General features: G+C 69.1%; 26 protein-coding genes and 1 other RNA gene. 8 read left to right on the top strand and 19 right to left on the bottom strand.

Annotation, left to right across the window (positions count from 1 at the left end; translation table 11 throughout):
• Positions 1 to 16: 16 nt before the first annotated feature.
• From arfB to QH290_RS07875, 12 genes are all read right to left on the bottom strand, one after another.
• Complete coding sequence (arfB, locus tag QH290_RS07930; RefSeq protein ID WP_280382411.1) at positions 17 to 445, bottom strand: alternative ribosome rescue aminoacyl-tRNA hydrolase ArfB; 429 nt, start codon at positions 443 to 445, stop codon at positions 17 to 19.
• A gap of 82 nt (positions 446 to 527) precedes the next feature.
• On the bottom strand, positions 528 to 1,118 hold the full coding sequence (locus tag QH290_RS07925) for a rhomboid family intramembrane serine protease (protein ID WP_280382409.1): 591 nt from the start codon (positions 1,116 to 1,118) through the stop codon (positions 528 to 530).
• 58 nt (positions 1,119 to 1,176) lie between these two features.
• Positions 1,177 to 2,310 (bottom strand): LLM class flavin-dependent oxidoreductase, encoded by a 1,134-nt coding sequence (locus QH290_RS07920; protein WP_280382408.1) that lies wholly within the window; start codon positions 2,308 to 2,310, stop codon positions 1,177 to 1,179.
• The gene (locus QH290_RS07915; RefSeq protein WP_280382406.1) at positions 2,307 to 3,143 is read right to left on the bottom strand and encodes a DUF1684 domain-containing protein; all 837 of its coding nucleotides are present in this window, start codon (positions 3,141 to 3,143) and stop codon (positions 2,307 to 2,309) included. The genes QH290_RS07920 and QH290_RS07915 overlap by 4 nt, the downstream gene beginning before the upstream one ends.
• Positions 3,140 to 4,504, bottom strand: coding sequence for an NtaA/DmoA family FMN-dependent monooxygenase (locus tag QH290_RS07910; protein ID WP_280382404.1), 1,365 nt, complete (start codon positions 4,502 to 4,504; stop codon positions 3,140 to 3,142). The genes QH290_RS07915 and QH290_RS07910 overlap by 4 nt, the downstream gene beginning before the upstream one ends.
• 7 nt (positions 4,505 to 4,511) lie before the next feature.
• Positions 4,512 to 5,591, bottom strand: coding sequence for an LLM class flavin-dependent oxidoreductase (locus QH290_RS07905; protein ID WP_280382403.1), 1,080 nt, complete (start codon positions 5,589 to 5,591; stop codon positions 4,512 to 4,514).
• Positions 5,592 to 7,214 (bottom strand): ABC transporter ATP-binding protein, encoded by a 1,623-nt coding sequence (locus QH290_RS07900; RefSeq protein WP_280382402.1) that lies wholly within the window; start codon positions 7,212 to 7,214, stop codon positions 5,592 to 5,594.
• Complete coding sequence (locus QH290_RS07895; RefSeq protein WP_280382401.1) at positions 7,211 to 8,095, bottom strand: ABC transporter permease; 885 nt, start codon at positions 8,093 to 8,095, stop codon at positions 7,211 to 7,213. Before QH290_RS07895 ends, QH290_RS07900 begins: the two co-directional genes overlap by 4 nt.
• Entirely contained in the window at positions 8,088 to 9,047 is a 960-nt protein-coding gene (locus QH290_RS07890) for an ABC transporter permease (RefSeq protein WP_280382398.1), read from the bottom strand. The genes QH290_RS07895 and QH290_RS07890 overlap by 8 nt, the downstream gene beginning before the upstream one ends.
• Positions 9,044 to 10,222, bottom strand: a complete 1,179-nt coding sequence (locus tag QH290_RS07885; protein ID WP_280382396.1) for an LLM class flavin-dependent oxidoreductase — start codon at positions 10,220 to 10,222, stop codon at positions 9,044 to 9,046. The genes QH290_RS07890 and QH290_RS07885 overlap by 4 nt, the downstream gene beginning before the upstream one ends.
• A 48-nt stretch (positions 10,223 to 10,270) precedes the next feature.
• Positions 10,271 to 11,047 (bottom strand): amino acid ABC transporter ATP-binding protein, encoded by a 777-nt coding sequence (locus tag QH290_RS07880; protein WP_280268556.1) that lies wholly within the window; start codon positions 11,045 to 11,047, stop codon positions 10,271 to 10,273.
• Positions 11,044 to 11,991 carry an amino acid ABC transporter permease gene (locus QH290_RS07875; RefSeq protein WP_280268557.1) on the bottom strand — a complete coding sequence of 316 codons (948 nt, stop codon included), beginning with the start codon at positions 11,989 to 11,991 and terminating at the stop codon, positions 11,044 to 11,046. Before QH290_RS07875 ends, QH290_RS07880 begins: the two co-directional genes overlap by 4 nt.
• Before the next feature lie 272 nt (positions 11,992 to 12,263).
• On the opposite strand from QH290_RS07875, the gene QH290_RS07870 reads away from it, so the two are divergent.
• Both QH290_RS07870 and QH290_RS07865 read left to right on the top strand, forming a co-directional pair.
• The gene (locus QH290_RS07870) at positions 12,264 to 13,127 is read left to right on the top strand and encodes an SDR family oxidoreductase (RefSeq protein ID WP_280268558.1); all 864 of its coding nucleotides are present in this window, start codon (positions 12,264 to 12,266) and stop codon (positions 13,125 to 13,127) included.
• 79 nt (positions 13,128 to 13,206) lie between these two features.
• The gene (locus QH290_RS07865; RefSeq protein ID WP_280382394.1) at positions 13,207 to 13,848 is read left to right on the top strand and encodes a hypothetical protein; all 642 of its coding nucleotides are present in this window, start codon (positions 13,207 to 13,209) and stop codon (positions 13,846 to 13,848) included.
• 135 nt (positions 13,849 to 13,983) lie between these two features.
• Here QH290_RS07865 and QH290_RS07860 read toward each other — a convergent pair whose 3' ends face one another.
• The 4 genes from QH290_RS07860 to QH290_RS07845 form a co-directional block, all read right to left on the bottom strand.
• Positions 13,984 to 14,148 carry a hypothetical protein gene (locus tag QH290_RS07860; RefSeq protein ID WP_280268560.1) on the bottom strand — a complete coding sequence of 55 codons (165 nt, stop codon included), beginning with the start codon at positions 14,146 to 14,148 and terminating at the stop codon, positions 13,984 to 13,986.
• Positions 14,135 to 14,653: a flavin reductase family protein gene (locus tag QH290_RS07855; protein WP_280268561.1), complete on the bottom strand. Its 519-nt coding sequence runs from the start codon at positions 14,651 to 14,653 to the stop codon at positions 14,135 to 14,137. The genes QH290_RS07860 and QH290_RS07855 overlap by 14 nt, the downstream gene beginning before the upstream one ends.
• 203 nt (positions 14,654 to 14,856) lie before the next feature.
• The gene (locus QH290_RS07850) at positions 14,857 to 15,951 is read right to left on the bottom strand and encodes a hypothetical protein (RefSeq protein ID WP_280382393.1); all 1,095 of its coding nucleotides are present in this window, start codon (positions 15,949 to 15,951) and stop codon (positions 14,857 to 14,859) included.
• Positions 15,952 to 16,096: 145 nt separating this feature from the next.
• The gene (locus tag QH290_RS07845) at positions 16,097 to 16,807 is read right to left on the bottom strand and encodes a DUF8020 domain-containing protein (protein WP_280382434.1); all 711 of its coding nucleotides are present in this window, start codon (positions 16,805 to 16,807) and stop codon (positions 16,097 to 16,099) included.
• A gap of 267 nt (positions 16,808 to 17,074) precedes the next feature.
• Between QH290_RS07845 and QH290_RS07840 the strand changes: the two genes are divergently transcribed.
• The 4 genes from QH290_RS07840 to QH290_RS07825 are packed head-to-tail and all read left to right on the top strand — an operon-like array spanning position 17,075 to position 20,866.
• Complete coding sequence (locus tag QH290_RS07840) at positions 17,075 to 17,881, top strand: ABC transporter permease (protein ID WP_280382392.1); 807 nt, start codon at positions 17,075 to 17,077, stop codon at positions 17,879 to 17,881.
• Positions 17,854 to 18,705 (top strand): ABC transporter ATP-binding protein, encoded by an 852-nt coding sequence (locus QH290_RS07835; protein ID WP_280382391.1) that lies wholly within the window; start codon positions 17,854 to 17,856, stop codon positions 18,703 to 18,705. The genes QH290_RS07840 and QH290_RS07835 overlap by 28 nt, the downstream gene beginning before the upstream one ends.
• Positions 18,702 to 19,703 carry an ABC transporter substrate-binding protein gene (locus QH290_RS07830; protein ID WP_280268566.1) on the top strand — a complete coding sequence of 334 codons (1,002 nt, stop codon included), beginning with the start codon at positions 18,702 to 18,704 and terminating at the stop codon, positions 19,701 to 19,703. Before QH290_RS07835 ends, QH290_RS07830 begins: the two co-directional genes overlap by 4 nt.
• 14 nt (positions 19,704 to 19,717) lie before the next feature.
• Positions 19,718 to 20,866 (top strand): LLM class flavin-dependent oxidoreductase, encoded by a 1,149-nt coding sequence (locus tag QH290_RS07825; protein ID WP_280382390.1) that lies wholly within the window; start codon positions 19,718 to 19,720, stop codon positions 20,864 to 20,866.
• Between the two features lie 2 nt (positions 20,867 to 20,868).
• Here the strand turns inward: QH290_RS07825 and QH290_RS07820 are convergent, their stop codons facing one another.
• Positions 20,869 to 21,444, bottom strand: coding sequence for an HhH-GPD-type base excision DNA repair protein (locus tag QH290_RS07820; protein ID WP_280382433.1), 576 nt, complete (start codon positions 21,442 to 21,444; stop codon positions 20,869 to 20,871).
• A gap of 161 nt (positions 21,445 to 21,605) precedes the next feature.
• Here QH290_RS07820 and QH290_RS07815 point away from each other — a divergent pair, with 161 nt between their 5' ends.
• A complete protein-coding gene (locus QH290_RS07815) occupies positions 21,606 to 22,424 on the top strand; it encodes a methyltransferase domain-containing protein (RefSeq protein WP_280268568.1) in 819 nt (272 codons plus the stop codon).
• A 51-nt stretch (positions 22,425 to 22,475) separates the two neighbouring features.
• On the opposite strand, the gene QH290_RS07810 is transcribed toward QH290_RS07815, so the two are convergent.
• Entirely contained in the window at positions 22,476 to 23,762 is a 1,287-nt protein-coding gene (locus tag QH290_RS07810) for an aspartate aminotransferase type Ic (RefSeq protein WP_280382389.1), read from the bottom strand.
• A 143-nt stretch (positions 23,763 to 23,905) separates the two neighbouring features.
• Positions 23,906 to 24,000, bottom strand: an RNA gene (gene ffs, locus QH290_RS07805) — signal recognition particle sRNA small type.
• Positions 24,001 to 24,180: 180 nt separating this feature from the next.
• On the opposite strand from ffs, the gene QH290_RS07800 reads away from it, so the two are divergent.
• Positions 24,181 to 25,227 (top strand): hypothetical protein, encoded by a 1,047-nt coding sequence (locus tag QH290_RS07800; protein WP_280268570.1) that lies wholly within the window; start codon positions 24,181 to 24,183, stop codon positions 25,225 to 25,227.
• Positions 25,228 to 25,641 lie beyond the last annotated feature (414 nt).

Below are 25,641 nucleotides of genomic sequence, written 5' to 3'. Positions count from 1 at the left end.
CCGTCTCCCCGCCCGGCTAGTCGTCCGGGGAGACGCGGCGGTTGCGTTTGGTGACGCCGCGCCGCTTCTTCGCGGAGAGGCGACGTTCCTCGGCTCCGCGCGAGGGCTTGGTGGCGCGGCGAACAGGTGGCGGTGCGGCAGCGGCGTCACGGAGTAACGAGGCCAGGCGTTCGCGGGCGACCGCGCGATTCTGCAACTGTGCGCGGTGCTCCGACGCGGCGATCGTGAGCACGCCGCCGACCAGGCGGGTGGCCAGGTGGTCGAGCATCCGGGTGCGCAGCCACTGCGGCACCGAGGGCGAGTTGGCGAGGTCGAACGACAGCTCTACCCGGCTGTCGGTGGTGTTGACGTGCTGCCCTCCCGGACCCGACGACCGCGAGAACCGCTCGCGCAACTCCGCCGCGGGTATCACCAGATCCCGCGTCACGGTCAGGTCTGCTGCCATGGTCCGACACCGTGCTTCCCGATTCGCGAGCCGACTCGGCCTAGGTCGGCTTCACGATAGCGATGCCCGTGCCGACGCCGCATCAATCCCGGACCAGGGTGAGGTAGCCGAGGCCCATACCGAGCAGCAGGGGCGGGCCGTGGTTGTCGTGCAGCAGCGTGCCGACCACGGCCAGCGCCGGGACCACGTACAGCACCGGACGGGCGGGGCGGCGGGGGCCGAAGCGGTCCGGGGCGAGTAGGGCCACGGTGGTCAGACCGCCGACGAGTCCGGCGACGCACATCGAGTTGCCCGCGCCGGTCGAGTCCAGCCACCAGAAGCTGACGGCCTGGCCGAACAGTCCACAGCCGAAGTACAGGACCAGCCAGCGCCAGCGACCCAGCACACGTTCCGCGATGATCCCGAAGACGGCCAGGATCACCAGGTTGAACACCAGCCCGGCGGCCCGACCGTCCTGGACGAACATGGCCGTCCCCAGCCGCCACCACGCGCCGAGGCGGATCTCCGCGGGATCGCGGCACAGCCGGTCGTACAGCGACGAATCGACCAGCTGGGCGATCCCGACCGCGGCGGTCACCACGGCGATCGCGGCGGTGAGCCACGGCCGAGGCGGCCGGGTGAGCCAGTCGAGCACCTCGTCGACGCGCGACGGTGCGGGCGGGGGTGTGGTCATCACCGCAGGCTATCCGGGCAGGCCGCCGCGCCCGCCGCCCGGACCGCGACGACGCACGTCAGGCGGCGCGTACGTGCGACAACCCCCATTCCCGTGCCAGCAGGCGGTGGGACTCGAGGCGATCGTCGTGGCGATGGGTCACCGAGGTGACGACCAGCTCGTCGGCACCGGTCAATTGCTGCAGGGCCGTGAGGCGTTGGGCGACGCTGGCCGGGGTGCCGACGAATTGGGTTGTGACGCGGTCGCGTACGAGGCGCTGCTGCTGTTCGGTGAGCGGGGACGCGGTGTCCGGGTCCTGGTATCGCGCCGCGCCCGCGCCGCTGCGGATGCTGTACACCCAGTGACCGTACGTGGACGCCAGATGCTTGGCGGTGGCCTCGTCCTCGGCGACCACCACATCCGCCGACACCACCAGGTACGGCGTCGGGTAACGCTCCGAGGGACGGAACGAATCCCGGTACGCGGCAACAGTTTCCAGGATGCTTCCCGGCGAAACATGATAGTTGGCGGCGAACGGCAGGCCCAGCCGTCCCGCCAGCTGCGCGCTCTCCCCACCGCTGGAGCCGAACAGCCACAGGTCCAGCTCGGCCCCCTCACCCGGCACCGCGTGCAGCGCAATGCCTTCCGCGGTCCGATAACGGCCCTCGAGCAGCGCGCGAATCTCCTCCACCTGCTCGGTGTAGTCGATCGATTCCGCACCCGGCAGCAACAGCGCCTCGAAAGACGCTGCCAGCCGCGAGGTGTCGAGCTGCTGCCCCGGCGTGAACGGCGGCGGGAGCACCACACCGTCGCGCACCTCGGTCGGACGCTCCGGCGCGGGTACCGGCGGCACCCCCGCCGAGCGCAGCTGCGCGGCCCGATGCGCCGACCGGCCGAGCCCCAGATCGAGGCGGCCGGGATGCAGCGCGTCGATGGTGCCGAACGATTCCACCACCGACGCCGACGTGTGGTGGCCGAGCTGTACGGCGGCCGAGCCCACCCGGATCGTCTTGGTGGCGGCGGCGACCAGCGCGATCAGCGTCGTGGTCGCGGAGCTCGCCACCTGCACGAAATGGTGTTCGGCCAGCCAGTAGCGCCGGTATCCCCAGGCTTCGGCGTGCCGGGCGAGATCGATGCTGTTGCGCAGGGCCTGCTGCGCGGTCGAGCCCGCACTGATCGGGGACAGGTCCAGAACCGACAGGGGAATGCTCATCTCGCCCCCTCCGGCCGCGGGTTCTTCTCCCCCGCCTCGATCGCCACGGTGAGCCGGTTCTCCGCGGGCGCGACCGGGCAGGTCGCATAGTCGGTGAAGGCGCACGGCAGGTTCTGCGCGCGGTTGAAGTCGAGCACGACACCGCCGTCGGCGGCCGGGACGCCCAGCTGCAGCGTCCGCGCGCCCGCATAGGTGGTGACGCCGCTGGTCCCGTCCGTGAACAGCAGGCGCAGACCGGTTTCCGCATCCCCGAAGGCGATGAGACGATGCTCGGACCCACCGAGCCGGAAGATGACCGTGCCCGCCGCCGGGTGATGGTGCTCCAGCCCCGCCACCACCGCGCCGGTGGTCACCGTGCGGGCCGCGTCGTACGGCTCGAAGATCCCGGTCACGACCCAGCGCGAATCGGGTTGATACACAGGAATTTCCCTGAAGTCCGCGAGCGTCGGCGCGGCCGGATCGTGAATGCGCAGGGCGAATTGCCCGGTGCGCCGGATCACTTCGATGCTGCGCTCCCCGACTCGAACCGTCAGCCCCGGCGCGCCCTCGCCCGGCGTGAGCTCGGCCCGCCCGACGACCGGTTCGCCGTTCAGGACGAGCCCGTCCGCGGATTCGGCTGTGACAACGACGTTCTCGCCGTCGACCCGCCACCTCCCCGGCAGGCCCGCGATGGTCTCCTCCTGCTCGCCGAGCCAATGCAGGCCGGTCAGGCTCAGCCAGCCCAGTGGCTCGCGCGCCCATGCCTCGCGCTCGGCATGCCAAGCGTTCCACTGGTTTTCGAACTCCGCGACGGAGTCCGACCTGTTTCCACCCGCCGTGGTGACCGCGCTCATGATGCCCGTACTCCTTCGCTGCTCTCGTGGGGATGGCGCAGACCCAGGTGCTCCCGCAGGGTCGTGCCGGTGTATTCGGTCCGGAAACTGCCGCGCTCCTGGAGTTCCGGGACCACCTTCTCGACGAATTCGTCCAGCCCGCCGGGGGTCAGGTGCGGCACGAGGATGAAGCCGTCGGCGGCATCGTTCTGCACATAGCGGTCGATCTCGGCGGCCACCTCGCGCGGCGAACCGACGAACTGCTGCCGCGCGGTGACCTCGATGATGAGCTCGCGGATGCTGAGGCCCTCCGCCTCCGCCTTGGCGCGCCACGCCTCGGCGACGGCGCGCGGATCCTTGGCGTGCCGCACCCGGCCCCGGGTGATGTCGACGTTGTCGGCGGGTTCCACATCCGGCAGCGGCCCGTCCGGGTCGTAGCCGGAAAGGTCACGGCCCCAGACCTGTTCGAGGAAGGCGATCGCCGTCTGCGGCCCGACCTGCTGCAGCCGGATGTGCCGGGCCCGCTCCTCGGCGTCGTCGCGGCTGTCGCCGAGCACGAAGGCCGCCGCGGGCAGGATCTTCAGATCGTCGCGGGCGCGGCCGTACTTGGCGAGGCGCCCCTTCACATCGGCGTAGAACTGCTGCCCGTCCTCGAGTTCGCCGTGCCGGCTGAAGATCGCGTCGGCCTTGGCCGCGCCGAATTCGCGGCCCTCGTCGGAATCGCCCGCCTGCAACTGCACGGGGTAACCCTGCGGGCTGCGGGGCAGCACGAACGGTCCCTCGATGTCGAACTGGTCGCTGTCGATGCGCACGGTGGGCGCCGGGTGCGCGAAGATTCCGCGCTCGCGGTCCACCAGCAGCGCCCGCTCGGGCCAGCTGTCCCACAGCGCCCGGGTGGCGTCGACGACCTCGGCGGCACGGATATATCGCTCGGCATGCTCGAGATAGCCGCCGCGGCGGAAGTTCTCACCGGTGAACGCGTCGGAGGAGGTGACGGCATTCCACGCGGCGCGACCGCCGGAGAGGTGGTCCAGCGTCGCGAATTGCTTTGCCAGCTCGAAGGGTTCGTTGAACGTGGTGTTGATCGTCCCGGCCAGTCCGAGATGGGTTGTCACCCCGGCCAGCGCCTCCAGCACGGTGAAGGTGTCCGGCCGACCGACCACGTCCAGGTCGAAGATGCGGCCGCGGTGCTCGCGCAGCCGCAGCCCCTCGGCGAGGAAGAAGAAGTCGAACAGGCCGCGCTCGGCCGTGCGGGCCAGATGCACGAACGAGTCGAAGTCGATCTGGCTGTGCGAGTCCGGATCGCTCCAGACGGTGGTGTTGTTGACGCCGGGGAAGTGGGCGGCGAGGTGAATCTGCTTGCGTACCTTGTTGTTCGACATCTCGTCCTCAGGCGGTGGTCGCGTAGCGGTTGGCGGGACGCGGCAGGCCGAGCCGGTCGCGCAGGGTCGGGGTGAGGCGGGGCAGGTGGTCGGTGAAGGCGGCCAGCGCCAGCGGGCGCAGCACGACACCGTCGCCCGCGCATTCGCGGCGGACCTCCGCCAACAGCTCGCGCAGGGTCCGCGCAGTTCCGATGTGGCGCAGCGCGTTCGGTGCCTGCGTCGGTGACCAGGCCTCGAGCTGGGCGACGTCCGACGCGGCGCGCTCCGCGGTGGTCGCCACGTGCACATCGATATCGACCAGCACCCGAACGAGATTCGGATCGCGTCCCGCCGCCGCGGCAGCCGACCGCAGTTCGCTGCGCAGGTGCGCGGCCCCCGTGAGGTCGGCGGCCGAGATCCTGATCAGGTCGGCGCGGTGCACCGCCACCCGGGTGCTGCGTGGATCCGCGGCGCGAACGGCGACCAGCGGCTGTCCCTGCGGCGGGCGCGGCGTGATCGACGGGCCCTTCACCGAGAAGTTGTCGCCCGCGAAGTCGATGTAGTGCAGCCGATCCCGGTCGATGAACCGGCCCGTCGCCCGATCGCGGATCTCGGCATCATCCTCCCAGCTGTCCCACAGCCGGGTCACGACCTCGATGGCCTCGTCCGCCTCGTGCCACAGCGACGTCTCGTCCTGTTCGCCCTTGCGCCCGAACAGCTTCGACTGCCCGTGGGAGACCGTGACCTCCCACCCGGCGCGGCCGTAGGTCGCGAAGTCCAGGCTGGCAACGGCTTTGGAGATGTGGAACGGCTCGGTGTGCGTCACGGGGGCCTGCGGGATCACACCGATCCGGTGCGTCGCGGACGCGGCGCGCGCGGCGATACCCACGGCCTCGAGCCGTCCGATCGCACCTTCCGGCTGCAGCGCGAAGGAATCGGGCAGAAAGGCGAAATCGACGCCCGCGGTGTCCGCTGCGGTAAGGGCATCGAGCCAGTATCCGGCGGTGAACAGGTCCTCCGCGCGGGAGTCGGCACGCCGCCACGACGCGGGGTGGGCACCGGTGCCGGACAGTTCGAGGCCGAGGAGAAGCGGATTCGGCAGGGTCATTCAGGCCGTCCTTTCGATCGGGATGGGCCGGGTGTCGGCGCCCGGAATGGCAGCCAGCAGCTCGCGGGTGTACTCGTGCCGTGGTGCGGCGAACAGTGCTGCGGTAGTGGCGGTTTCGACGATCTCGCCCGCACGCATGACCGCCACCCGGTCGGCGATGCGCCGCACCACGGCCAGGTCGTGGGTGATGAACAGGTAGCTCAGCTCGAGGTCGCGCTGCAGCTGTTCCAGCAGTTCGAGGATCTGCGCCTGCACCGAGACGTCGAGCGCCGACACCGGTTCGTCGAGTACCACCAGGTCGGGGCGCAGGGCCAGGGCGCGGGCGATCGCGACCCGCTGCCGCTGCCCACCGGACAGCGAGTCCGGGCGCCGGTCGCGGTAGTCGGCGGGCAGGGCGACCTGCTCGAGCAGCTCGGCGACCCGCTCGCCGCGATCGCCGACACCGAAGGCGCGCAAGGGTTCCGCGATGATCTCGGCGACGGTCAGTTTGGGATTCAAAGCGGCATAGGGGTTCTGGTAGACCACCTGAATCCGCCGCCGCAGCTCGCGCAGCCGCGAGCGCCGCAGGGCACCGAGGTCCTGGCCGTCGAATGTCACCGCGCCCGCGTCGGGGGCCTCGAGCCGCGCCAGGATCCGGGCCGTGGTGGTCTTTCCGGAGCCCGATTCGCCGACCACCGCCAGGGTTTCGCCGCGGTCGACGTGCAGGGATACTCCGCCGACCGCCGTGAGCCGCGCGCCGGGCCCGATCCGGAAGGTCTTGCGCAGACCGGAGGCGGCCAGCAGCGGGGTCGCCGCGGCCGGGCGTTCCGGGCGGATCTCCGTATCCAGGCTGGGCGCGGCCGCCAGGAGCCGCCGGGTGTACTCGTGCCGCGGGTGCTCGAGAACCTCTGCCGTGGAGCCGATTTCGACGATCTCGCCGCGCCGCATCACCGCGATTCGATCGGCACGATCCGCCGCCACCGCGAGGTCGTGGGTGATCAGCAGGACCGCGGTGCCCGAGCGGGCGGTGCGGTCGGCCAGGTGGTCGAGGATGTGCCGCTGCACGGTGACGTCCAGGGCGCTGGTCGGTTCGTCGGCGATGACGAGATCGGGGTCGCAGGCCAGCGCGGTGCCGATCAGTACCCGCTGACGCTGCCCGCCCGACAGATCCTGAGGGTATTGGCGTGCGCGCAACTCCGGCCGGTCCAGTCCCGCCTCCGCGAGGATCCGCACGGCCTGCGCCCGTGCGGTTTTCCGGGTGGCGCGGCCGTGGATGCGCAGCGCCTCGGCCACCTGATCGCCGACGCGCAGCACCGGATTCAGCGAGGTGCCCGGGTCCTGCGGCACCAGACCGATTCGCGCGCCGCGCAATTGGCGTAACCGGCGCCGCGGTGCGTCATCGATGCGCTCACCGCCGAAGTGGATGCGCCCGCCGGTGATGATCCCGCCGTTCAGCAGTCCGATCACCGCGTGGGCGAGAGTAGATTTGCCGGAACCGGATTCGCCGACCAGCGCCACGGTCTCGCCCGGCAAAACCGTCAGCGACGCCCCCGCGACGGCTGTGGTCGGCGCCGTGGTGCCACGGTAGGCCACCTGCAGATCATCGATGCGCAGCAGCGGTTCGGGGAGTCGTTCCACGCTCATCGCGCACCGTCCCGTGCGATAATGCGGCCGAGGTGCTGCGCGGCGAGCACGACCGCGACGATGACCAGCCCGGGCAGTGTCGTCATCCACCACGACGTGGCGAGGTAGTTGCGGCCCTCGGAGATCAGCGAACCCCATTCCGGCGTGGGCGGGGCGGCGCCGTAGCCGAGAAAACTCAGCGAGGACACGGCCAGCACCGCCACGCCGAATTCGACGGCGGCCAGCGCGGCCACGGGCGCGTAGGCATTGCGCAGCACGTGCCGCACCAGCACAACCGGCCACCGCACGCCCGCGGCGAGGGCGGCCTCCACATACTGGGCGCGCCGCACGCGCAGCACCTCGGTGCGCATCACCCGCGCGAAGCGGGCCACCAGCGCCACACCGACCGCGATCGCGACATTGCGGGTGCCGAAGCCGAGCACGGTCACCAGGGCCAGCGAGATCAGCAGTTCCGGAATCGACAGCAGCACGTCGACGACCCGCATCGTCGCCGAGTCGACGGCGCCGCCGATCGCGCCCGACACCAGTCCGATCAGCGAACCGGCGACCAATCCGATGAGAACCGCGAATACCGTTGCCGTCAAGGACAACTCGGCCGCATGGACGACTCGGGTGTAGATATCGCGGCCCAGATTGTCGGTGCCGAACCAGTGGTTCGCGCTCGGCCCACGGAGCTTCTCGGCCGGTACCCCGACCAGCGGATCACGCCCGGTGAACAGCCCCGGAACGACCGCCCAGCCCAGCACGGACAACAGCACCAGCGCCGACAGCACCGCAAACGGCCTGGCACGCAGTGGTTTCAGCGCCGCAGCCAATCGCGGTACCGAAACGCGCAGAGGACCGAGCCGCTCCGCCGACCCCACCACTGATCCGTCACGCATGCACCGGCTCCTTCACTCGAACCGCTTGCGCCACACGGGGGTCCAGCATCGGGTACACCAGGTCGACGGCCAGATTCACCAGCACGAAGGCGACGGCGGTGAGCAGGACGATGCCCTGCACCACCGGGATGTCCTGGTTCAGCACGGCGGTCTGGGTCAGGCGGCCCACCCCGGCGCGCGAGAACACCGTTTCGACGATGACCGATCCGGCGAGCACCGTGCCCACCCAGACGCCCGCGACCGTCAGCGCCGGTGCCACGGCCGGGCGCAGCACGTGCCGCAGCTGCACCCACCAGCGCGAGGCGCCCTTGGCGAAGGCCACGTCGACGAACGGCTGGCGCCAGGTCTGGGCGAGGCTGCTGTAGAGCACCTGCGCGATCACCGCGCCCACCGGAATCGCCAGCGTCACCGCGGGCAGCACGGTGCCCTGCAGCCCGGTGCCGCCGAAGGCCGGAACGACCCGCAGCCGAAACGACAACAGCTGCAGCAACAGCAGTCCCACCCAGAAGGTCGGTGCCGAGGCGCCGATCGGCGGCAGTGCCGTCAACAGCCCACGCAGCCAGCGGCGTTCGGTATAGGTCGCGGCCGATGCCAGCGCGGTCCCGAACACGACCGCCAAGGCCAGGGCGAACGAAGCCAGGGCCAGGGTGGAGGGCAGCGCGTCGGCCAGCGCACCGGTCACCGCCTGCCCCGTGCTCAACGACCGCCCGAGATCGCCCTGCACGGCATGCGTCAATGCGGTCCAATACTGTTGCCACACAGGCTGGTCCAGCCCGTAGCGGGCCCGCATCTCGGCAATGGCCGCGGGATCGACCGGCGTGCCCGGTGTCGCACCGGCGGCCAGTTCGACCGGGTCGCCAGGCAGTAGATAGAGCACCGCGAACGACACGGTGAACGCCGCCCACAGCACCCCGACCGCCTGTAACACACGGAGGCTCACATACTTGGTCACCGCTCCACCGCCCCGGCGGTGTCGGAGTGCGGCGCGACGATCTCATCCGGCGGCACAGCGGCAGCGTCAGCGTGCTGCCCCGTGCCGCCACCCGCCGCCGAGGCAGGGCCGGACACGGCGGCACCATCGCGCAGCGCACCGAGGGCTCGGCTCGGAATACCCTGGCGCAGAATCGGCGCCACCTCCTCCTGGAACAGCTCGAGGCTCTCGCGGTGCTGTTTGTCGGTGAGGCCGTCGCCGTCGGCGGACAGGTGGATGACCTCGTGGCCGAATCGGTCGTGGTAGCGGTGGACCTTGTCGAGCACCTGCTGCGGGCTCCCGATCAGGGCGGAGCTGCGCTCGGCGAGATCCTCGACGGTGTCGAAAACGACGGGGACGCCGTGGTTTCGGGCCACCGCCCGGCGTGCCTCGAAGATCGGCCGGTACGCCCGCAGCGCGTCCTGTGAGTCGCGCGTCACGTAGAAGCCCGCGGTCCCGGCGCCGACCAGCGCCTCGGCGGGGTCGTGGCCGTAGGCGGCCCAGCGTTCCCGATAATGTTCCACCAGTTCGGCATACGGCTCGATGGAGTAGGTGACGTTGGCCGAGAACAGCGGATCCCCGTATCGCGCCGCCAGATCCACCGACTCGCGGCTGGTGGCGCTGCCGTGCCAAATGCGCAGCCGCGGTTGCAGCGGCCGCGGCAGCGCCTTGGCCGCGGTCAGGGCGGGGCGGAAGCGCCCGCTCCAGGTGACGCTGTCGCTGTCCCACAGCAACCGGAACAGTTCGTAGCCTTCGCGATTGCGGTCCCACTGGTCCTCGGCGGTGACGTGGAACAGCTCGGCCTGCGCCGCGCCGTTGCCCTTGCCGATGATCAGTTCCAGCCGCCCGCCCGACAGATTGTCCAGCGTCGAATAGTCCTCGAACGCGCGCACCGGATCGAGCAGGCTCAGCGTCGTGACGCCGGTGAACAGGGCGATCCGCGAGGTCACCGCCGCGATGTGGCTGAGCACCACCGGCGGCGCGGAGGAGATGAACGGATCCTCGTGCCGCTCACCGACGGCGAACCCGTCGTAGCCGAGCTCCTCGGCGAGCCGGGCGCTGTCGACCACGCGCCGCAACCGCTGCGCCGGGGATTCGGTCGCGCCGGTCACGGGGTCCGGTTGATGCGTGATCAGGGTCAGGAGCAGGAATTTCATGCGATCTCCTCGGTAACCCGCTGTGGCCGTGGGTAGTCGCGCATTCGCTCAGAGCACATGTGCGAGAAACGCCTTGGTGCGTGGATGATCCGGACTGTCGAAAACCCGGCCGGGCGGACCCTGCTCGACGATCTGCCCGGAGTCCATCAGCACCACGGTGTCGGCGATCTCGCGGGCGAAACCGATCTCGTGCGTGACGATGACCAGGGTCGCGCCGTCGCGGGCCAGGTCCCGGATCACCTCCAGCACCTCGCCGACCAGCTCGGGATCCAATGCGGAGGTGGGTTCGTCGAACAGCACCACCGCGGGACGCAGGGCCAGCGCCCGTGCGATCGCCACGCGCTGCTGCTGTCCGCCGGACAGGCGGCGCGGATACTCGCCGGACTTGTCCGCGAGACCGACCCGCTCCAGCAGTTCCGCCGCCTCGGCCTCCACCTCGGCGCGCGGCCGTCCCTGCGCGGAAACCGGTGCCAGCGAGACGTTTTGGAGCACGGTCAGGTGCGGGAAGAGATTGAAGTTCTGGAACACGAATCCGATGCGCGACCGCTGCCGCAGGATCTCGCGCTCGCTCAGCTCGTGCAGCTTGGCGCCCTTGCGGCGGTAGCCGACCAGCTCGCCGCTCACCCGCACGGATCCGGCGTCGACCTTCTCCAGGTGGTTGATGGTGCGCAGCAGCGTCGACTTGCCCGAGCCGGACGGGCCGAGGATCACCGTGACCTCGCCCGGCCGCACGGCCAGATCGATACCGCGCAGCACCTCGTCGGCACCGAAATGCTTTCGGACTCCGCGTAATTCGACGGCGTATTCCGCTTCGGCCGCACTCATCGGCGCTCCCCCGTGATCTCGGCGATCTTGCCGCGCACGCGCTGCCACGGCGTCGGCGGCAGCTCCCGCTGGCTGCCCTTGGCGAAGTGCCGTTCGATGTAGTACTGGACGACGGTCAGCACCGTGGTGAGCACGATGTACCAGACCGTGGCCACCATCAGCAGCGGCACCACCCGGCCGTTGCGGCCGAAGATCACCTGCACCTGATAGAACAGCTCGGCGATGGCCATCACCGATACGATCGAGGTGCCCTTGAACAGGCTGATCACCTCGTTGGCCGCATTGGGCAGGATGCCGCGCATCGCCTGCGGCGCGATGATGGTGAAGAACTGACGGCGCCACGGGAGTCCCAGCGATTTCGCCGCCTCCAGCTGACCCGGATCCACCGAGATGATCCCGGCGCGAATGATTTCCGCCGAATAGGCCGCCTGATGCAGCGCCAGCCCGATCACCGCCGCGGTGAATCCGCTGATCACGCCGTTGACGTCGAAGGTGAGAAATGCGGGGCCGAAAGGGATTCCGATCGACAACCGCTGATACAGGTAGGCGATATTGAACCAGAACAGCAGCTGCACGATGAGCGGGATGGAGCGGAACGCCCACACGTAGACCCACGCGATCACCTGCAGCACAGGGATTTTCGACAACCGCGCCACCGCCAGCCAGATGCCGAGCAGGAATCCGGCGAGGGTGCCCCAGAAGGTCAGCTCGACGGTGACCTTCAACGCCTCGAGCACCGAACGGGCGGTGAAGTAGCGCGCGAACGTCGGCCAGTCCCAGCCGGGATTGGTGATCAGGCCGTGCGCGAACTGGGCCACCAGCACCAGCGCGATCGCCGCGGCCAGCCAGCGCCACGGGTGCCGGGTCCGCGCGACGGGCAGCGTATCCTCATCGTCCGCCGACACCGCGCGGATGTCGGCCGAGTCGGCGGCCAGTGTGCTCATGGAATCGCGATCCTCCATCGGTCCTGGCGGTAGCGCTGCGCCAGTCCCCCGTTCGAGCCAGGTCTCTCAACCGCTCTGGATGGGTAGTCACGAAGGTAAAGGAGTCTCGACCCGGTGTCTGCACTCCCGATCAGCGTGAATCCAACTGTTGGCAAACGGTTTTCCCCGGCGGAGGCGGGAAATCCACCATTGACCGATGCCCTGTGTACACAGTTGTTCGCAATACTCTATTGTGAACACCGTTGTTCTCAGATCCGCTAGGAGATCCGCACATGAAAGACCTGACCGGCCGGAAATGCCTGATCACCGGCGCGGCCAGCGGCATCGGCCGAGCGACCGCACTGGCCGCGGCGCGCGAGGGAGCGCACCTGGTCCTGACCGATATCGCCGAGGCGGGCCTGCACGAGACGGTGCGATCGGTCGAGTCCGCGGGCGGCCGGGTGCTGACCGCGCAGGCGCTCGACGTGTCCGACTACGAGGCCGTCACGGCGTGGGCCGACCGCGTGCACGCCGAACACGGCAGCCTCGACGTGGTCATGAACATCGCGGGCATCGCCACCTGGGGCACCGTGGAAAACCTCGAGCACCGGCATTGGCGCTCGATCATCGATGTGAACCTGATGGGACCCATCCACATCATCGAGAACTTCCTGCCGCCGATGGTGCGCGCCGGTCGCGGCGGACACCTGGTCAACGTGTCCTCGGCGGCGGGCCTGCTCGCGCTGCCGTGGCATGCCGCCTACAGCGCCAGCAAGTTCGGGCTGCGGGGCATCTCGGAGGTGCTGCGGTTCGATCTGGAGCGGCACCGCATCGGCGTGAGCCTGGTGGTGCCGGGTGCGGTGCGCACACCGCTGGTGGGCACGGTGCAGATCATCGGCGTGGATCGCGACGACCCCCGGGTGCGCAAATTCACCGGCCTGTTCGAGGGGCACGCGGTGACGCCGGAGAAGGTCGCCGACCGGATCATCGCGGGCATCAAGCGCAACCGCTACCTCGTGCACACCTCCTTCGACATCCGCGTCGCCTACTGGTTCGCGCGCAAGTTCGCGCTGCCCTACGAGATCGTCATGCGGATCGCGAACCGCCAGTTCAGCAAGTTGCTCGAGGCGCCGGAGCGGACGTCGGCGACGCCGTAGCCCCGGCTTTGCTTGCGCAACTGTGACATTCGTGGCTCAATCCGAATGGATGTGCAGTTGTACCGAGCGGGGACCGCCGATGATCACTCGGAATTCGCATCGCTGGGTACCGACCGGCGAGGCGGACATGGTGGAGCTGCGTGACCCGGTGTCGGGGCGCGCGGTGCAGATCGTGCGGCCCGCCTCCGACGAGCTGTCGGGCGAATCGCTCGTCGAGACCGAGGATCTGATATTTCGCTGGGCGAATCTGGCCACCCAGGCCGAGGCCGAGACCGAACTCGGCCGCCGCGAGGCGACGGCCGTGCTACGGACGCTGAGCTGGCTGTTCGCCCTGTGGGCGGTGGTCTGCGAGACCCGGCTGGGCAAATCGGCCGACAGTATCATTCGCGACCTGGACTATCGTGGCGGCTGGCGGCAGATCCGCAACGCCGACGAGGCCCGGCTGTGGGACGGCCTCACCCAGCGGGTGCGATTGGGCGCCCTGGCCGCGCTGACCGAGGACCCGCGGGCCGTCGAGGCCTACCGGCGCGCGTGCACCGAGCCGCCCGAGGTCGGCCCGATCCTGGTGCGGCACACGCTCATTCATCTCGACGCCTTCAGCCAGGACATGCAACTGCACGAACTACACGCGCAGGGCCTCGTGGCGGCGCTGGTGGCGCACACCGACCCGCTCCCCGCCCCACGCCGCCGCCTCTGCTTCCGCCCGGCCCACTCCTACTGACGCGAGATATCCCGCCCCTCACAGGCTTTCGAGATATCACGCGGTCCCGGCCAAAAGCGCGCCGGGAAAAGCAAGCGACTGAGCGCGCCGGGAAACCAGCGACCGAGCGCGGCGGGAGGGGCGATGGCCGTGGTCTTACAGCGGCGCGGTGCCGAGCACTGCTCCTATCCAGTGCGGGTTCACCCATGCCCAGCGTTGCCGCACCGAATCGCCCTCCGGCACGGACGATCGGTGCGGCAGCGCCCGCAGGAAACGCGGCAGTTCGGGCAGGGTGAAGGTGGACTCGTCAGCCGACCCCATTGCGGGCCTCCTCGGGATGCAGGCGGCGGAATCGGCTGCCGTGGAAGACCAGTGGGTCGACCTCGGCGCGCGTCGCCAGGCGCCGCACCCGCAGGATGACCACGTGATGATCGCCCGCGGGCACCTGCGTTTCGATCACGCCCTCCAGCCACGCCGACGCGCCGTCGACGAATACGGCATGCCCCGCCCCGTGATACAGCTCCAGATCGCGGAAGCGGTCACCGTTTCGCGAGCTGAGTGAGCGGGCGGCCCCGTGCTGATCGGTCCCCAGCAGGCTCAGGCCGAGGTAGCTGGCCGCGGACAGGCGAGGCCACGTGGTGGAACTGTTCTGCACACAGAACGACACCAGCGGGGGATCCAGCGACACGGGAACGAAGGTGCTCACCGCCAAACCGTGTGGCGTACCGGCGATTTCGGCACACACCGCGACCACCCCACTGGGGAATGCCGCGAAGGCGCGCCGCAGACCGGCGCCGTCGGCAGGAATCTCGTGCAGTTCAGCCATGCTTCACCAGCTCGGTCTCGGAAACGTCGGGCGCGGCTCCGCTCCTGTGCAGTATGCGCCTCGGGTGCGCGCCGAGCACGGCAACCAGCACCCGGCGCACCACCACTACAACATCATCACGCCCACCCCCGCGAGGGTTTCGATCGCCGCGATCCCATCGCGCCCCGCCCAACGGCCGTTCGATGCCACCCGCACGCAACTGGTCAGACGAAATCCACGTCGACGCCGATGGTTTCGTTCGGTACCGGGTCCCGCTCGAACGAATACGGAATTCCGAGTGAGTCAAGGGCATCGAAGAGTTCCGATGAGTACTCCGATCGGTTCGACAAGAAGGTGACACGGTCGATGGAATCCACCCCCAAGGGTGACGACTCCGTACCGGACGGTGTGGAGATAAGTCGATGGATCTGAGCCTCGATGTAGGGCTCGACACTCTCGGGAGTCTGATACGCGAACGGATCCTCGTTACGACGGAACAGGTTTGAAGTCGGGTTCGTAAGCGGTTCGGCCATCGACATGCCCGCCTTCATCTCGTCATTGTGGGTTGCGACGATCAACGAGTCATTGAGCGTAATCGTCGTCCGCTCGGCAATCTGTGGCTTGAAAACCACTGCGACCGAACCATAGCCAGCCAAACGACCGCCGTTGAGATCGCGGCCGAGCGGATCGCGTGTGATATATCCGTATATCGGCCGACCTTCCGGAACCAGGTCGGCACCGTGCCCGAAGAGCGCCTTCTGCGACGGAATGTAGTCCTCCAACTGGTCGTCGCGGATACTGGATTTCCCCGCGTCGAAGAATGACTTGACTTCCCCGCTTCGGATCACGTCGAAAAGAGTGGAACCAGTGACCCGGGTACAGACGTAACTATCGCGGACGAGGTCCGCGGCGTGCTCGTCGGCTTGCGTGATGAACTCGTCCACGGTGAGGCCGCGGTCCGCAGCGAGGCGCGACCAGTGGCGCGCCCGGTGCGTTTCGTAATCCGCAAGACACTCGGAAGACGGCCTCACATGCGCCAGCGGAGCGACCTGCCCATCGCTCCGGTCGAATTTGGCCACGAACTCGCCGGGCGGCCGGACTTGCTCGCCGGTGGAACCCTCGAAGGCGGAACCCACAGCGTGAGCGCCATTCTGATCGCCCTCCAGCCGTCGACGTATACCCAGCCGGAGAGTATCCGGAAACTTGCCTATGCCTTTGTCCGCCGCTTCCGATCCGCGGGCGAACGCCCGAGCCATGCGCTCCGCGGCCTCGGTCATCACCTTGACCAACGCCGGATCGATCAAGGCCACCCCCAGCACGGCAAACTCAACGGTAACTCACAAAGTACCCATACGTAAGTTGACGAGGTTAGACCATGGGCCGCCTCGTCAGCCCAAACCGCCCCCATGGCAGAGAATGGGTCCGTGAGCCTGTCCCCGGCACGCTCGGCCGGGTCTTCGCCACCTACTTCGCCGGGGCCGGGTTGAACGGCTGGTTGATGGTGGTGAAGTACTGGGCTGCGGCCAGGATCGCCACGGGGGCGGTGACCAGGAGCTGGCCCGCCAGGGTGCCCAGGGCGCCGATGGCGACGATGCCGCCGAGGCAGCCGACCACCGCGGCGGGCACGAAGGGGCCGAACATGCCGACGATCGTGGCCGCGGCGACGGTCGCCCCCGCGATGCCGCCGAGCACGCAGCCGACGGCGCCGCCGGTGATCCCGCCGACCAGGGTGCCGATGGTCGCGCCCGCACTGATGGTGCTGGTCAGGCGATTCCACGCGGCGAGTTCGCGGTCGTAGGGCGTCTTGAACGGCGCCAGGTCCTCGTAGGGCAGCGCGACCGGCTTGTAGACGGCGTGCCCGAGGTCGAACTGCGGGGTCAGGGTTGCCGTGCGGTCGTGGATCTCCGCGGCGATCGGGAATACGAAATCATCCACACGGAACGATAATTCGGTGCCCGCGACGGTCGTCCCATCGGCCGCCTTGATCCTGAATACACCGTTGTCCACATCCAGTGATCCGGCATCGGTCGAGATCACGGTGGACTTATCGGTGGTCGTCACCTTGTAGTCGACGACCCCCGGTGCACCGGGCGGAGCCGCACCGGCGGTACCGGCGGCTATCCCCAGGGCGGTGGTCACCGGGGCGGCGATCACCGCGAATTTCCTCATCTTCACAAGCGTGTCCCTCATCGTCAGGCTGCGGCGCATCCGCTGCAGTGCGTGCGTCGGTCGGTGGCGGATTCGCCGGAACTGCCGCTGCGGCACGGGCCGGGCAGCGACTGGCCGCAAGTCTCGGGGAACTCCCAGCGAGCTGTCAGGTGTAAGAACCAGGCAGATTTCAACCGGTGACCCGACGCCGCGGCGCGGGCACCATCGGATCCTGGGCTGCCGACCGCTCGGCACCGCCGACACAGTCCACCCACCACTGCACGAGGTTTTCGCTTGTCTTCACTCGCCCTGCGGTCGACACCCGTCCGGCTACCGCGACTGCTCCACGCGCGCTGGGTGCGCCTGGTCAGCCCGGTGCTGCTCATCGCGCTCTGGCAGCTGGCCAGCGCCACCGGCGTGCTGCCGGAACGGCTGCTGGCCGCGCCGACCACCGTGGTGGACACCGCGATCGAACTCGTCCGCGACGGCACGCTGCCCGACGCGATCGCGGTGTCGCTGCAGCGGGCGGCGATCGGATTCGCCATCGGCGCGGCGATCGGCATCGGGCTGGCCGTGCTCGCCGGACTGAGCCTGCTCGGCGAGTACGTCGTCGATCCGCCGATGCAGATGCTGCGGACGCTGCCGTTCTACGGCCTGATCCCGCTGTTCATCCTGTGGTTCGGCATCGGCGAGCTACCCAAGATCGTGCTGGTGGCCTTCGGCGTCGCCATACCGCTGTACCTCAACACCTTCGCCGGAATCCGCGGTGTGGACGGCAAACTCGCCGAGGTCGCGCGGGTGCAGCAGCTGTCCAGGCTCGCGACGATCGGCCATATCGTGCTACCCGGCGCGCTCCCGCAGACCCTGGTCGGGCTGCGGCAGTCGCTCGGCGTGGCCTGGCTCGCGCTGATCGTCGCCGAACAGGTCAATGCCGATGCGGGCCTGGGCTTTCTGATCAACAACGCGCGCGAGTTCCTGCAAACCGACGTCATCGTGGTGGGCCTGCTCGTCTACAGCGTGCTGGGCCTGCTCACCGATGCCGTCGTGCGGCTGATCGAAAGAAAGGCGCTGTCATGGCGACGCGGATTCTTGGGGAACTGACGACCGATGGTGACACCGAGGCGGACCTGCGCGAGGAGGACCGGCGCCCCGATGTCGGCAACCCGGGCAGCCCGGCGGCGGATGCGCAAACCGACGGCACCGTGGCCCGAATTCGCAAGCTGACCAAGGCTTTCGGCGACCGCACCGTCCTCGACGGCATCGAACTCGACATCACCCGCGGCGAATTCGTCGCCCTGCTCGGCCGCAGCGGCAGCGGCAAATCGACACTGCTGCGCGCCCTCGCCGGACTGGATCGCGACCACAGCGGCGAGCTGACCGTCTCCGGCGATGTCGCCGTCGCCTTTCAGGAGCCCCGCCTCGTCCCGTGGAAGCGTGTGCACGCCAACATCACCCTCGGCCTGCGCCACCGAGACCCGAAGGCCGCCGCCCGCGCGGCGCTCGCCGAGGTCGGACTCGACGAGCGCGCCGACGCCTGGCCCCTGACCCTGTCCGGCGGCGAGGCCCAGCGCGCCTCGCTCGCCCGGGCCCTCGTGCGCGATCCGGACCTGCTGCTGCTCGACGAGCCGTTCAGCGCACTGGACGCCCTGACCCGCATCACGATTCACCGCCTCGTCCTGCAGCTGTGGGCGCGGCACCGGCCCGGTGTGCTGCTGGTGACCCATGACGTCGATGAGGCGCTGCTGCTGGCCGACCGCGCACTGGTGCTGTCCGACGGGCACATCGCCCGGGAGATCCGCGTCGACCTGCCGCGGCCGCGCCGCCGCGAACAAGCCGGGTTCGCCGCGCTGCGGCGCGACCTGCTGACCGAACTCGGTGTCGCCGACGACGGTGCCGCCGAGGAAGAACCCGAAGGAATCGCATGATCAGCCGCCGCCACTTCGCCGCTCTCGCCCTGACCGCACTGGTAGCGACCGCCTGCGGCACCGACGACGGCCAGGACGCCGCGGTGCGCCCGGACGGCACCGTCGACCTGTCGCAGGTCACGCTGCGGCTCGGCGATCAGAAGGGCACCGCGCTGCAGGCACTGCTGGAGTCCTCCGGCGAGCTGCGGTCGGTGCCGTACAAGATCGAATGGTCGCAGTACACCGCAGGCGTGCCGATGCTCGAGGCAATCAATTCCGGCGCAGTCGATTTCGGAGGCGTGGGCAATTCGCCGCCGGTGTTCTCGGCCGCCGCGAAGTCCTCGATCAAGATCGTCACCGGCTATTACGCGGGCGTCGCGGGGCAGGCGGTGGTGGTGCCGAAGGATTCGCCGCTGCGCAGCCCCGGCGACCTGCGCGGCAAGAAGATCGCGGTGACCAAGGGCAGCTCGGCACACCATCACCTGCTGACCGTGCTGACCCGGAACGGCTTGTCGTTCAACGATATTCAACCGCAGTACCTCCAGCCCGCCGACGCCCTCGCCGCGCTCAGCACCGGACGCGTGGATGCCTGGGCGATCTGGGACCCGTACACCGCCCAGGCCCAGCAGCAGGCGAACGCGCGAATCCTGGTGGACGGCGAGGGATACATCAACGGCGACTCGTTCTACGTCGCCAATTCCAAGGCGCTGGACAGCAAGTCGAAATCGGCGGCGCTGCGCGACCTGATCGCCCGGATCCAGCGGGCCCACACCTGGGTGAACGAACATCCCGACCCCTGGTCGCAGGTCTTCGCTCAACAGACCGGTCTGCCGCCCGACGTGACCCTGCTCTCGGTGACCCGCAACCAGTACCGCGATCACCCGCTCGACGACGCCACCATCGACGGCGAACAGCAGGTGGCCGACGCCTTCGCCGAGGCCGGGCTGATCCCGCACAAGGTGCGGATCCGCGACTTCGTCGACACCCGCTACAACGACATCTTCGCCCCACCCTCCTGAAGGGAGCACTTCGAATGACCCTGTCCTTCCACTGGTTTCTGCCGACCTACGGCGATTCCCGCAACCTGGTCGCGGGCGGGCACGGCACCTCCATGTCCGGAGACCGGCCCGCCTCGCTGCGGTATCTGAACCAGATCTCCGGTGCCGCAGAGGAAAACGGATTCGAGGCCGTGCTCACCCCCACCGGGCTGTGGTGCGAGGACGCCTGGCTGACCACGGCCATGCTCGCGGAAACCACCGAGACGCTGAAGTTCCTGGTGGCGTTCCGGCCGGGCCTGATCAGCCCGACGCTGGCCGCGCAGATGGCGGGCACGTTCCAGCGGCACTCGCGCGGACGGCTGCTGCTGAACGTGGTGACCGGCGGCGAACCCCACGAACAGCAGGCCTTCGGCGACTTCCTGGACAAGGACGAACGCTACCGGCGCACCGGGGAATTTCTGCATGTGGTGCGCGAACTGTGGCGGTCCTACGAGCCGATCACCTTCGAGGGCAAGCACATTCACGTCCGGGACGCGCTGCTGAACAATCGGCCCGACCCGCTCCCCCCGATCTTCTTCGGCGGTTCCTCACAGGCGGCGGGGCCGGTGGCGGCGCAGTATGCCGATACCTATCTCACCTGGGGCGAGCCGCTGTTCGCGGTGAGCAAGAAGCTGGAATGGATTCGCCGCCTGGCCGTCGACCAGGGCCGCAAGCTGAGCTACGGCCTGCGCATCCACGTCATCTCCCGCGACACCTCCGAGCAGGCGTGGGCCGAGGCGGACCGGCTGCTGGAGGCCGTGGACCCGGCCGATATCGAACGCGTGCAGCAGAGTCTGGCCCGCAGCGAGTCCGAGGGGCAACGGCGCATGCTCGAGCTGCACGGCGGCTCCACCGAGCGCCTGGAGATCGCGCCGAATCTGTGGGCGGGCGTGGGCCTGGTCCGGGGCGGGGCGGGCACGGCGCTGGTCGGCTCGCACGAAGAGGTCGCCGAGCGGCTGATCGAGTACTCGCGCCTGGGCATCGACCACTTCATCCTCTCCGGCTACCCGCACGTGGAGGAGGCGTACTGGTTCGGCGAGGGCGTCCTCCCGATCCTGCGCCGCAAGGGGCTGTGGAAACATCCCCTGCAACGCGAAACTACGCCCGTGGCAACACCTTTCGCCTCAGCAGCAAGCAGCAGCTAGCCTCACCCCTTCTTGGCCGCCGCCTTCGCCTGCTTCTTGAATTCCCGGACCTGGGCGAGGGATTCGGCGTCGGTGACGTCGGCGACCGAGCGGTGTGAGCCCTCGTCGCCGTAGGCGCCGGCGGCCTCGCGCCAGCCCGCGAGCTGCACGCCGCGCTGCTTCCCCAGCAGCGCCAGGAAGATCCGGGCCTTCTGGTCGCCGAAGCCGGGCAGGGCCTTGAGGCGCTTCAGCACCTCCTTGCCGTCGGGGTCGCCGTCGGTCCACAGGTTCTCGACCTTGCCGTCGTAGTTCTCGACGACATAGCGGGCGAGGTCCTGGACCCGGCGGGCCATCGAGCGCCCGTAGCGGTGGATGGCGGGCGGCGTGGCGCCCAGCTCCTCGAACTCCTCCGGGTCGGCCTCGGCGATGCGGCGGATGTCGAATCCGCCCATCCGGTCGGCGAGCTTCTGCGGCCCGCGGAACGCGTGCTCCATCGGGAACTGCTGGTCCAGCAGCATCCCCGTCAGCAGCGCGAAGTTGTCGGTCGACAGCAGCTTGTCCGCCTCCGGGTCCTGCGCGAGGCACAGCTTTCGGCTCACCATGGACCGATCATCCCATCCGGGTCCGACACGGCGATCCGTGGCCTATCTCACATGCGTACCGACCCGTAGCTTTCCAGCGCGCATAGAGTGTCCGCATGCCTGACACTCTGGTTACACCCACAGTGGCAACGGTGCCGACAGACAGAACGGCAACACACATGGCGCCTTCACACAGCACCTCCGGACTGCGTCCGGACCGTTTCGACCGAGACGGCCGGGACCAGCTCATCGACGTCCGCGATCTGCGGGCCGCACTGCCCGGAATCCGCCGGCTGCGGCACTGGGCCCACCAGGCCCTGGCGGTCCGGCCCGGCGAGAGCGCGGTCGACATCGGATCCGGCAGCGGGTCCGAGGTTCTGACCTTCGCCGACGCGGTCGGTGCGGACGGAACGGCCGTCGGTGTGGAACCCGATCCCGATCTGCTCGCCGCCGCCGAACGGCGCGCCCACCAGGCCGGATCGGCCGCGCGATTCCTGCCCGGCGATGCCTACAACCTGCCGCTGAGCAACGACAGCTTCGACGTCGCCCTGTGCGAGCGCGTCTTCCAGCATCTGACCGCACCGCAGCGCGCGGTCGGCGAGATCGCGCGCGTACTACGCCCCGGCGGGCGGGTCGTGGTGATGGACAGCGATTGGGGCACGGCGATCGTGCACCCGGGCGACCGGCACGTGGTGCGGCAGGTGATCGAGACCCTGATCAGCGGCACCACCGACCCGTTCGCGGGCCGCCGCCTGCCCGGGCTGCTCACGCAGGCCGGTCTGGTGATCGACGATGTCGGTTCGCACGCGCTGGTCCAGGAACACAGCGTGGGCGCCGGTGCGCTGGTCGCGCGGGTCTCCGCGATGGCGGTGGCGCGCGGGTCGATCACCGAACAGCAGCGCGAACAGTTGCTCGCCGATCTGGAGGCCGGTGCCCGCACCGGGGATATCCATCTCTCGGTGACGATCTTCGCGGTGCTCGCGCACAAGCCGGAGTAGACGAGCACGCGGTCGCCGCCGTTGTCATACAACGGCGGCGACGTGCGCGCCCTACCTGTCCAGATACTTCTCCGTGGCCGCCAACAGCACGCACGTCGCCAGCCCGTTCATCGCGGCCTCCAGATCCGCCAGCGACGGGAAGCTGGGGGCGATGCGAATGTTCTTGTCCTCCGGGTCCTTTCGGTACGGGAACGCCGAACCCGCCGGGGTGAGCGCGATTCCGGCCTCCTTGGCCAGCGACACCACCCGGGCCGCGGTGCCCTCCAGCACGTCCAGGCTGATGAAGTAGCCGCCCTTGGGCTCGGTCCAGGAGGCGACCTTGGAGGCGCCCAGCCGCTCCTCCAGAATCCGCAGCACCAGTTGGAATTTCGGCTCCAGCAGGGCGCGGTGCTTCTGCATGTGCGCGCGCACGCCCTCGGCATCTCCGAAGAACCGCAGATGCCGCAGCTGGTTCACCTTGTCCGGGCCGATGCTCTTCTTCGACAGGTGCTTCAGGTACCAATCCAGGTTGGCCGTTGATCCCCCGAGGAAACTGACCCCCGAACCGGCGAAGGTGATCTTCGACGTCGAGGCGAAAACGAAGGGGCGGTTGGGGTTACCGGCGGCCGCCGCCATCCCGAGCACGTCCAGCACCGGCTCGGCGGTATCGGTCAGCGGGTGCACGGCGTAGGCGTTGTCCCAGAACAGCCGGAAATCGGGGGCCGCGGCGGGCATCGAAACCAGTTCGCGGACAACCTCTTCGGAGAAGGTGACGCCGGTGGGGTTGGAGTAGTTGGGCACCGCCCACATGCCCTTGATCTGCGGATCGGCGGCCACCAGCTCGGCGATCGCGTGCACGTCCGGGCCGTCGTGGTTCATCGCGACCGGGATCATCTCGATCCCGAGCGATTCGGTGATGGCGAAGTGCCGGTCGTAACCGGGTGCGGGGCACAGGAACTTGATCGGCTCGTCGGCCCAGCGGCGCGGCGAGTCGGCGGTGCCGTGCAGCATCGCGAAGACGATGACGTCGTGCATCAGCTCCAGGCTGGCGTTGTTGCCCGCCAGCAGGTTCTCCACGGGGATGCCGAGCAGTTCGCCGAAGATGGCCCGCAGTTCCGGAAGTCCGTGCAGCCCACCGTAATTGCGGCAGTCGGTGCCGGAACCGTCGCGGAAGTCGTCGGCGCCGGGGAGGGCGAGCAGCCCGGTGGACAGGTCGAGCTGTTCCGGGGACGGCTTGCCGCGCGTGATATCCAGCGTGAGCTTCTCGGTCTTCAACTTGCCGTAATCCGCGGTCCGGGTCTCGTGTTCGGACACGAGTTCCGCGTGGCTCACCAAACCGATCTGCGTTTGCCGGGGCATCCTGAGCAGCCTTTCAAGCAGCGAGGTACAGGGTTTGCGGACCGGGTGCTTCTGGCGCCGGTCCAGCCGACCACGTTACCCGCCGGGCAAGCCGGGCGGCATGCGAGTTTCGGATCTCGCCGGTGACCACCCCGCGGCGAAAAATTAGGGGACCCCGCGCACCCGGCAGAGCCCGTTGACCCTTGCTGCCTTCCGGCCCTGGGGGAGTTCACAGGATGCACGCCGCGCGGGATCCATGGGCCAGTGTAGCGACCGGGCCCGAATTTGCCGCATCCGCCCCTGATAGCCCGCCTGACCACAGCAAATGCCACGCGGCGCCGGGTTCCCATCGCTGACCTCGCGGCGTACGCGCCCGAATAGCTACGATCTGTGCGACATTTCGAGGGGGCTTCCGCGCCACGACCGGAGGAATTGAGCAGTGACTGGACCCAACCCACCGCACGACCGGGAGCAGCCGGACCAAGGCGGGCAACCCAACGAAACCGTGCAGTGGTGGTCGACACCGCCCGCGCATACGAGCCCCGAGACCCCGGTCACGGGCACCGAGCCCACCGTGCTCGGCGGCGGTCGGCAGGGCCCGGTGACCGGCACCGATCCGACCGTGCTGGGCGCCGGATTCGACAGCTATCTCGGCAACGCCCAACCGCCGAGCCAGCCGTACGGGCAGCAGAGCCAGCCGCAGTATCCGCAGCAGAGCGCACCGCAGTATCAGCAGCAGGCGCAGGGTGGCTATCCGCCTCCGCCGCCCTACGGCAACCAGCCCTACGGTCAGCAGCCGTATCCGGGCCGACCGTATCCGCCGCCGAAGAAGGGCAGCGCGGCCCCGTGGATCATCGGCGGCGTCGTCGGCCTCGTGGTGATCATCGCCGCGGTGGTCGGCGTCGTGGCGCTGGCGAGCCGGGACAGCGGCGGTGGCGGCGGCAGCCTGACGGGGACGGACAGCAAGGTGGACGGCAACTACGCGATGACCAATGTCACCGACGCCTGCACGCTCGTCGACACCACCGTGCTGCGCAAGTGGGCGCCGACCCCCGACGGCACCCCCGAACACACCGAACGCCAGCCCGACAGCACCCTCGGCGGCGGCTCGCTGGAGTGCCGGGCCTCCTACACCGGCGCCGGAAAGTACGGCGACGACGGCTCCGACCTGGACTTCGAGGCCGACTTCCAGTCCGAATACGGCACCCCCGACTTCAACAACTGGAAGGACTACGACACCCAGACTACCGGCAGCGGCCGCTCCTCGGGCATCATCACCGGCCTCGGCCAGGACGCCTACTACGCCATCTACGAGCAGAGCTACTCGAGCTTCGTCACCCTCGACTACACCTGCGCCGTCCTGGACTCCAACCTCTCGGCCAAGGTCAAGCTCTCCATAGACACCCCCACCGCCACCAACAAGGACGAGGTAGGCACGGCCTGCAAGGACCAACTCAAAAAGGCCCTGACCGCCCTCCACAAGTAGCCGCCCCGCCGCCCTCCGGGGCGGCACTGAACAGGTTGCAGCCGTAGGCAAACCGACGGCCGAGCACTGCCCCACCAACGCGAATCCGACAGAGCTGGGAACATAAGGCCCGCCACTGCCACTCCGGAGTTGCCACACACACACGACAACCCCGGCCGCCGCGACTCCACAGATGCCGCACACACGACAACCCGCCCATCGCAACTCCAGAGACGCCGCGCGCACGACAAACCCGCCCATCGCAACTCCAGAGACCCCCCGCACAACAAACCCGCCCATCGCAACTCCAGAGACGCCGCGCACACAACAAACCCGCCCATCGCAACACCAGAGCACCCGCGCCCCAAAACACCCCCCCGCGCAGCGCCCCAGACACCCCCCCCCCCAAGCCCCCCCAGCCCCGGAGAGGCGGAG

This window comes from Nocardia wallacei, from assembly GCF_029869545.1.
GTDB classification, from domain to species: domain Bacteria; phylum Actinomycetota; class Actinomycetes; order Mycobacteriales; family Mycobacteriaceae; genus Nocardia; species Nocardia wallacei_A.
This window is presented reverse-complemented; position numbering and strand designations above follow the sequence as displayed.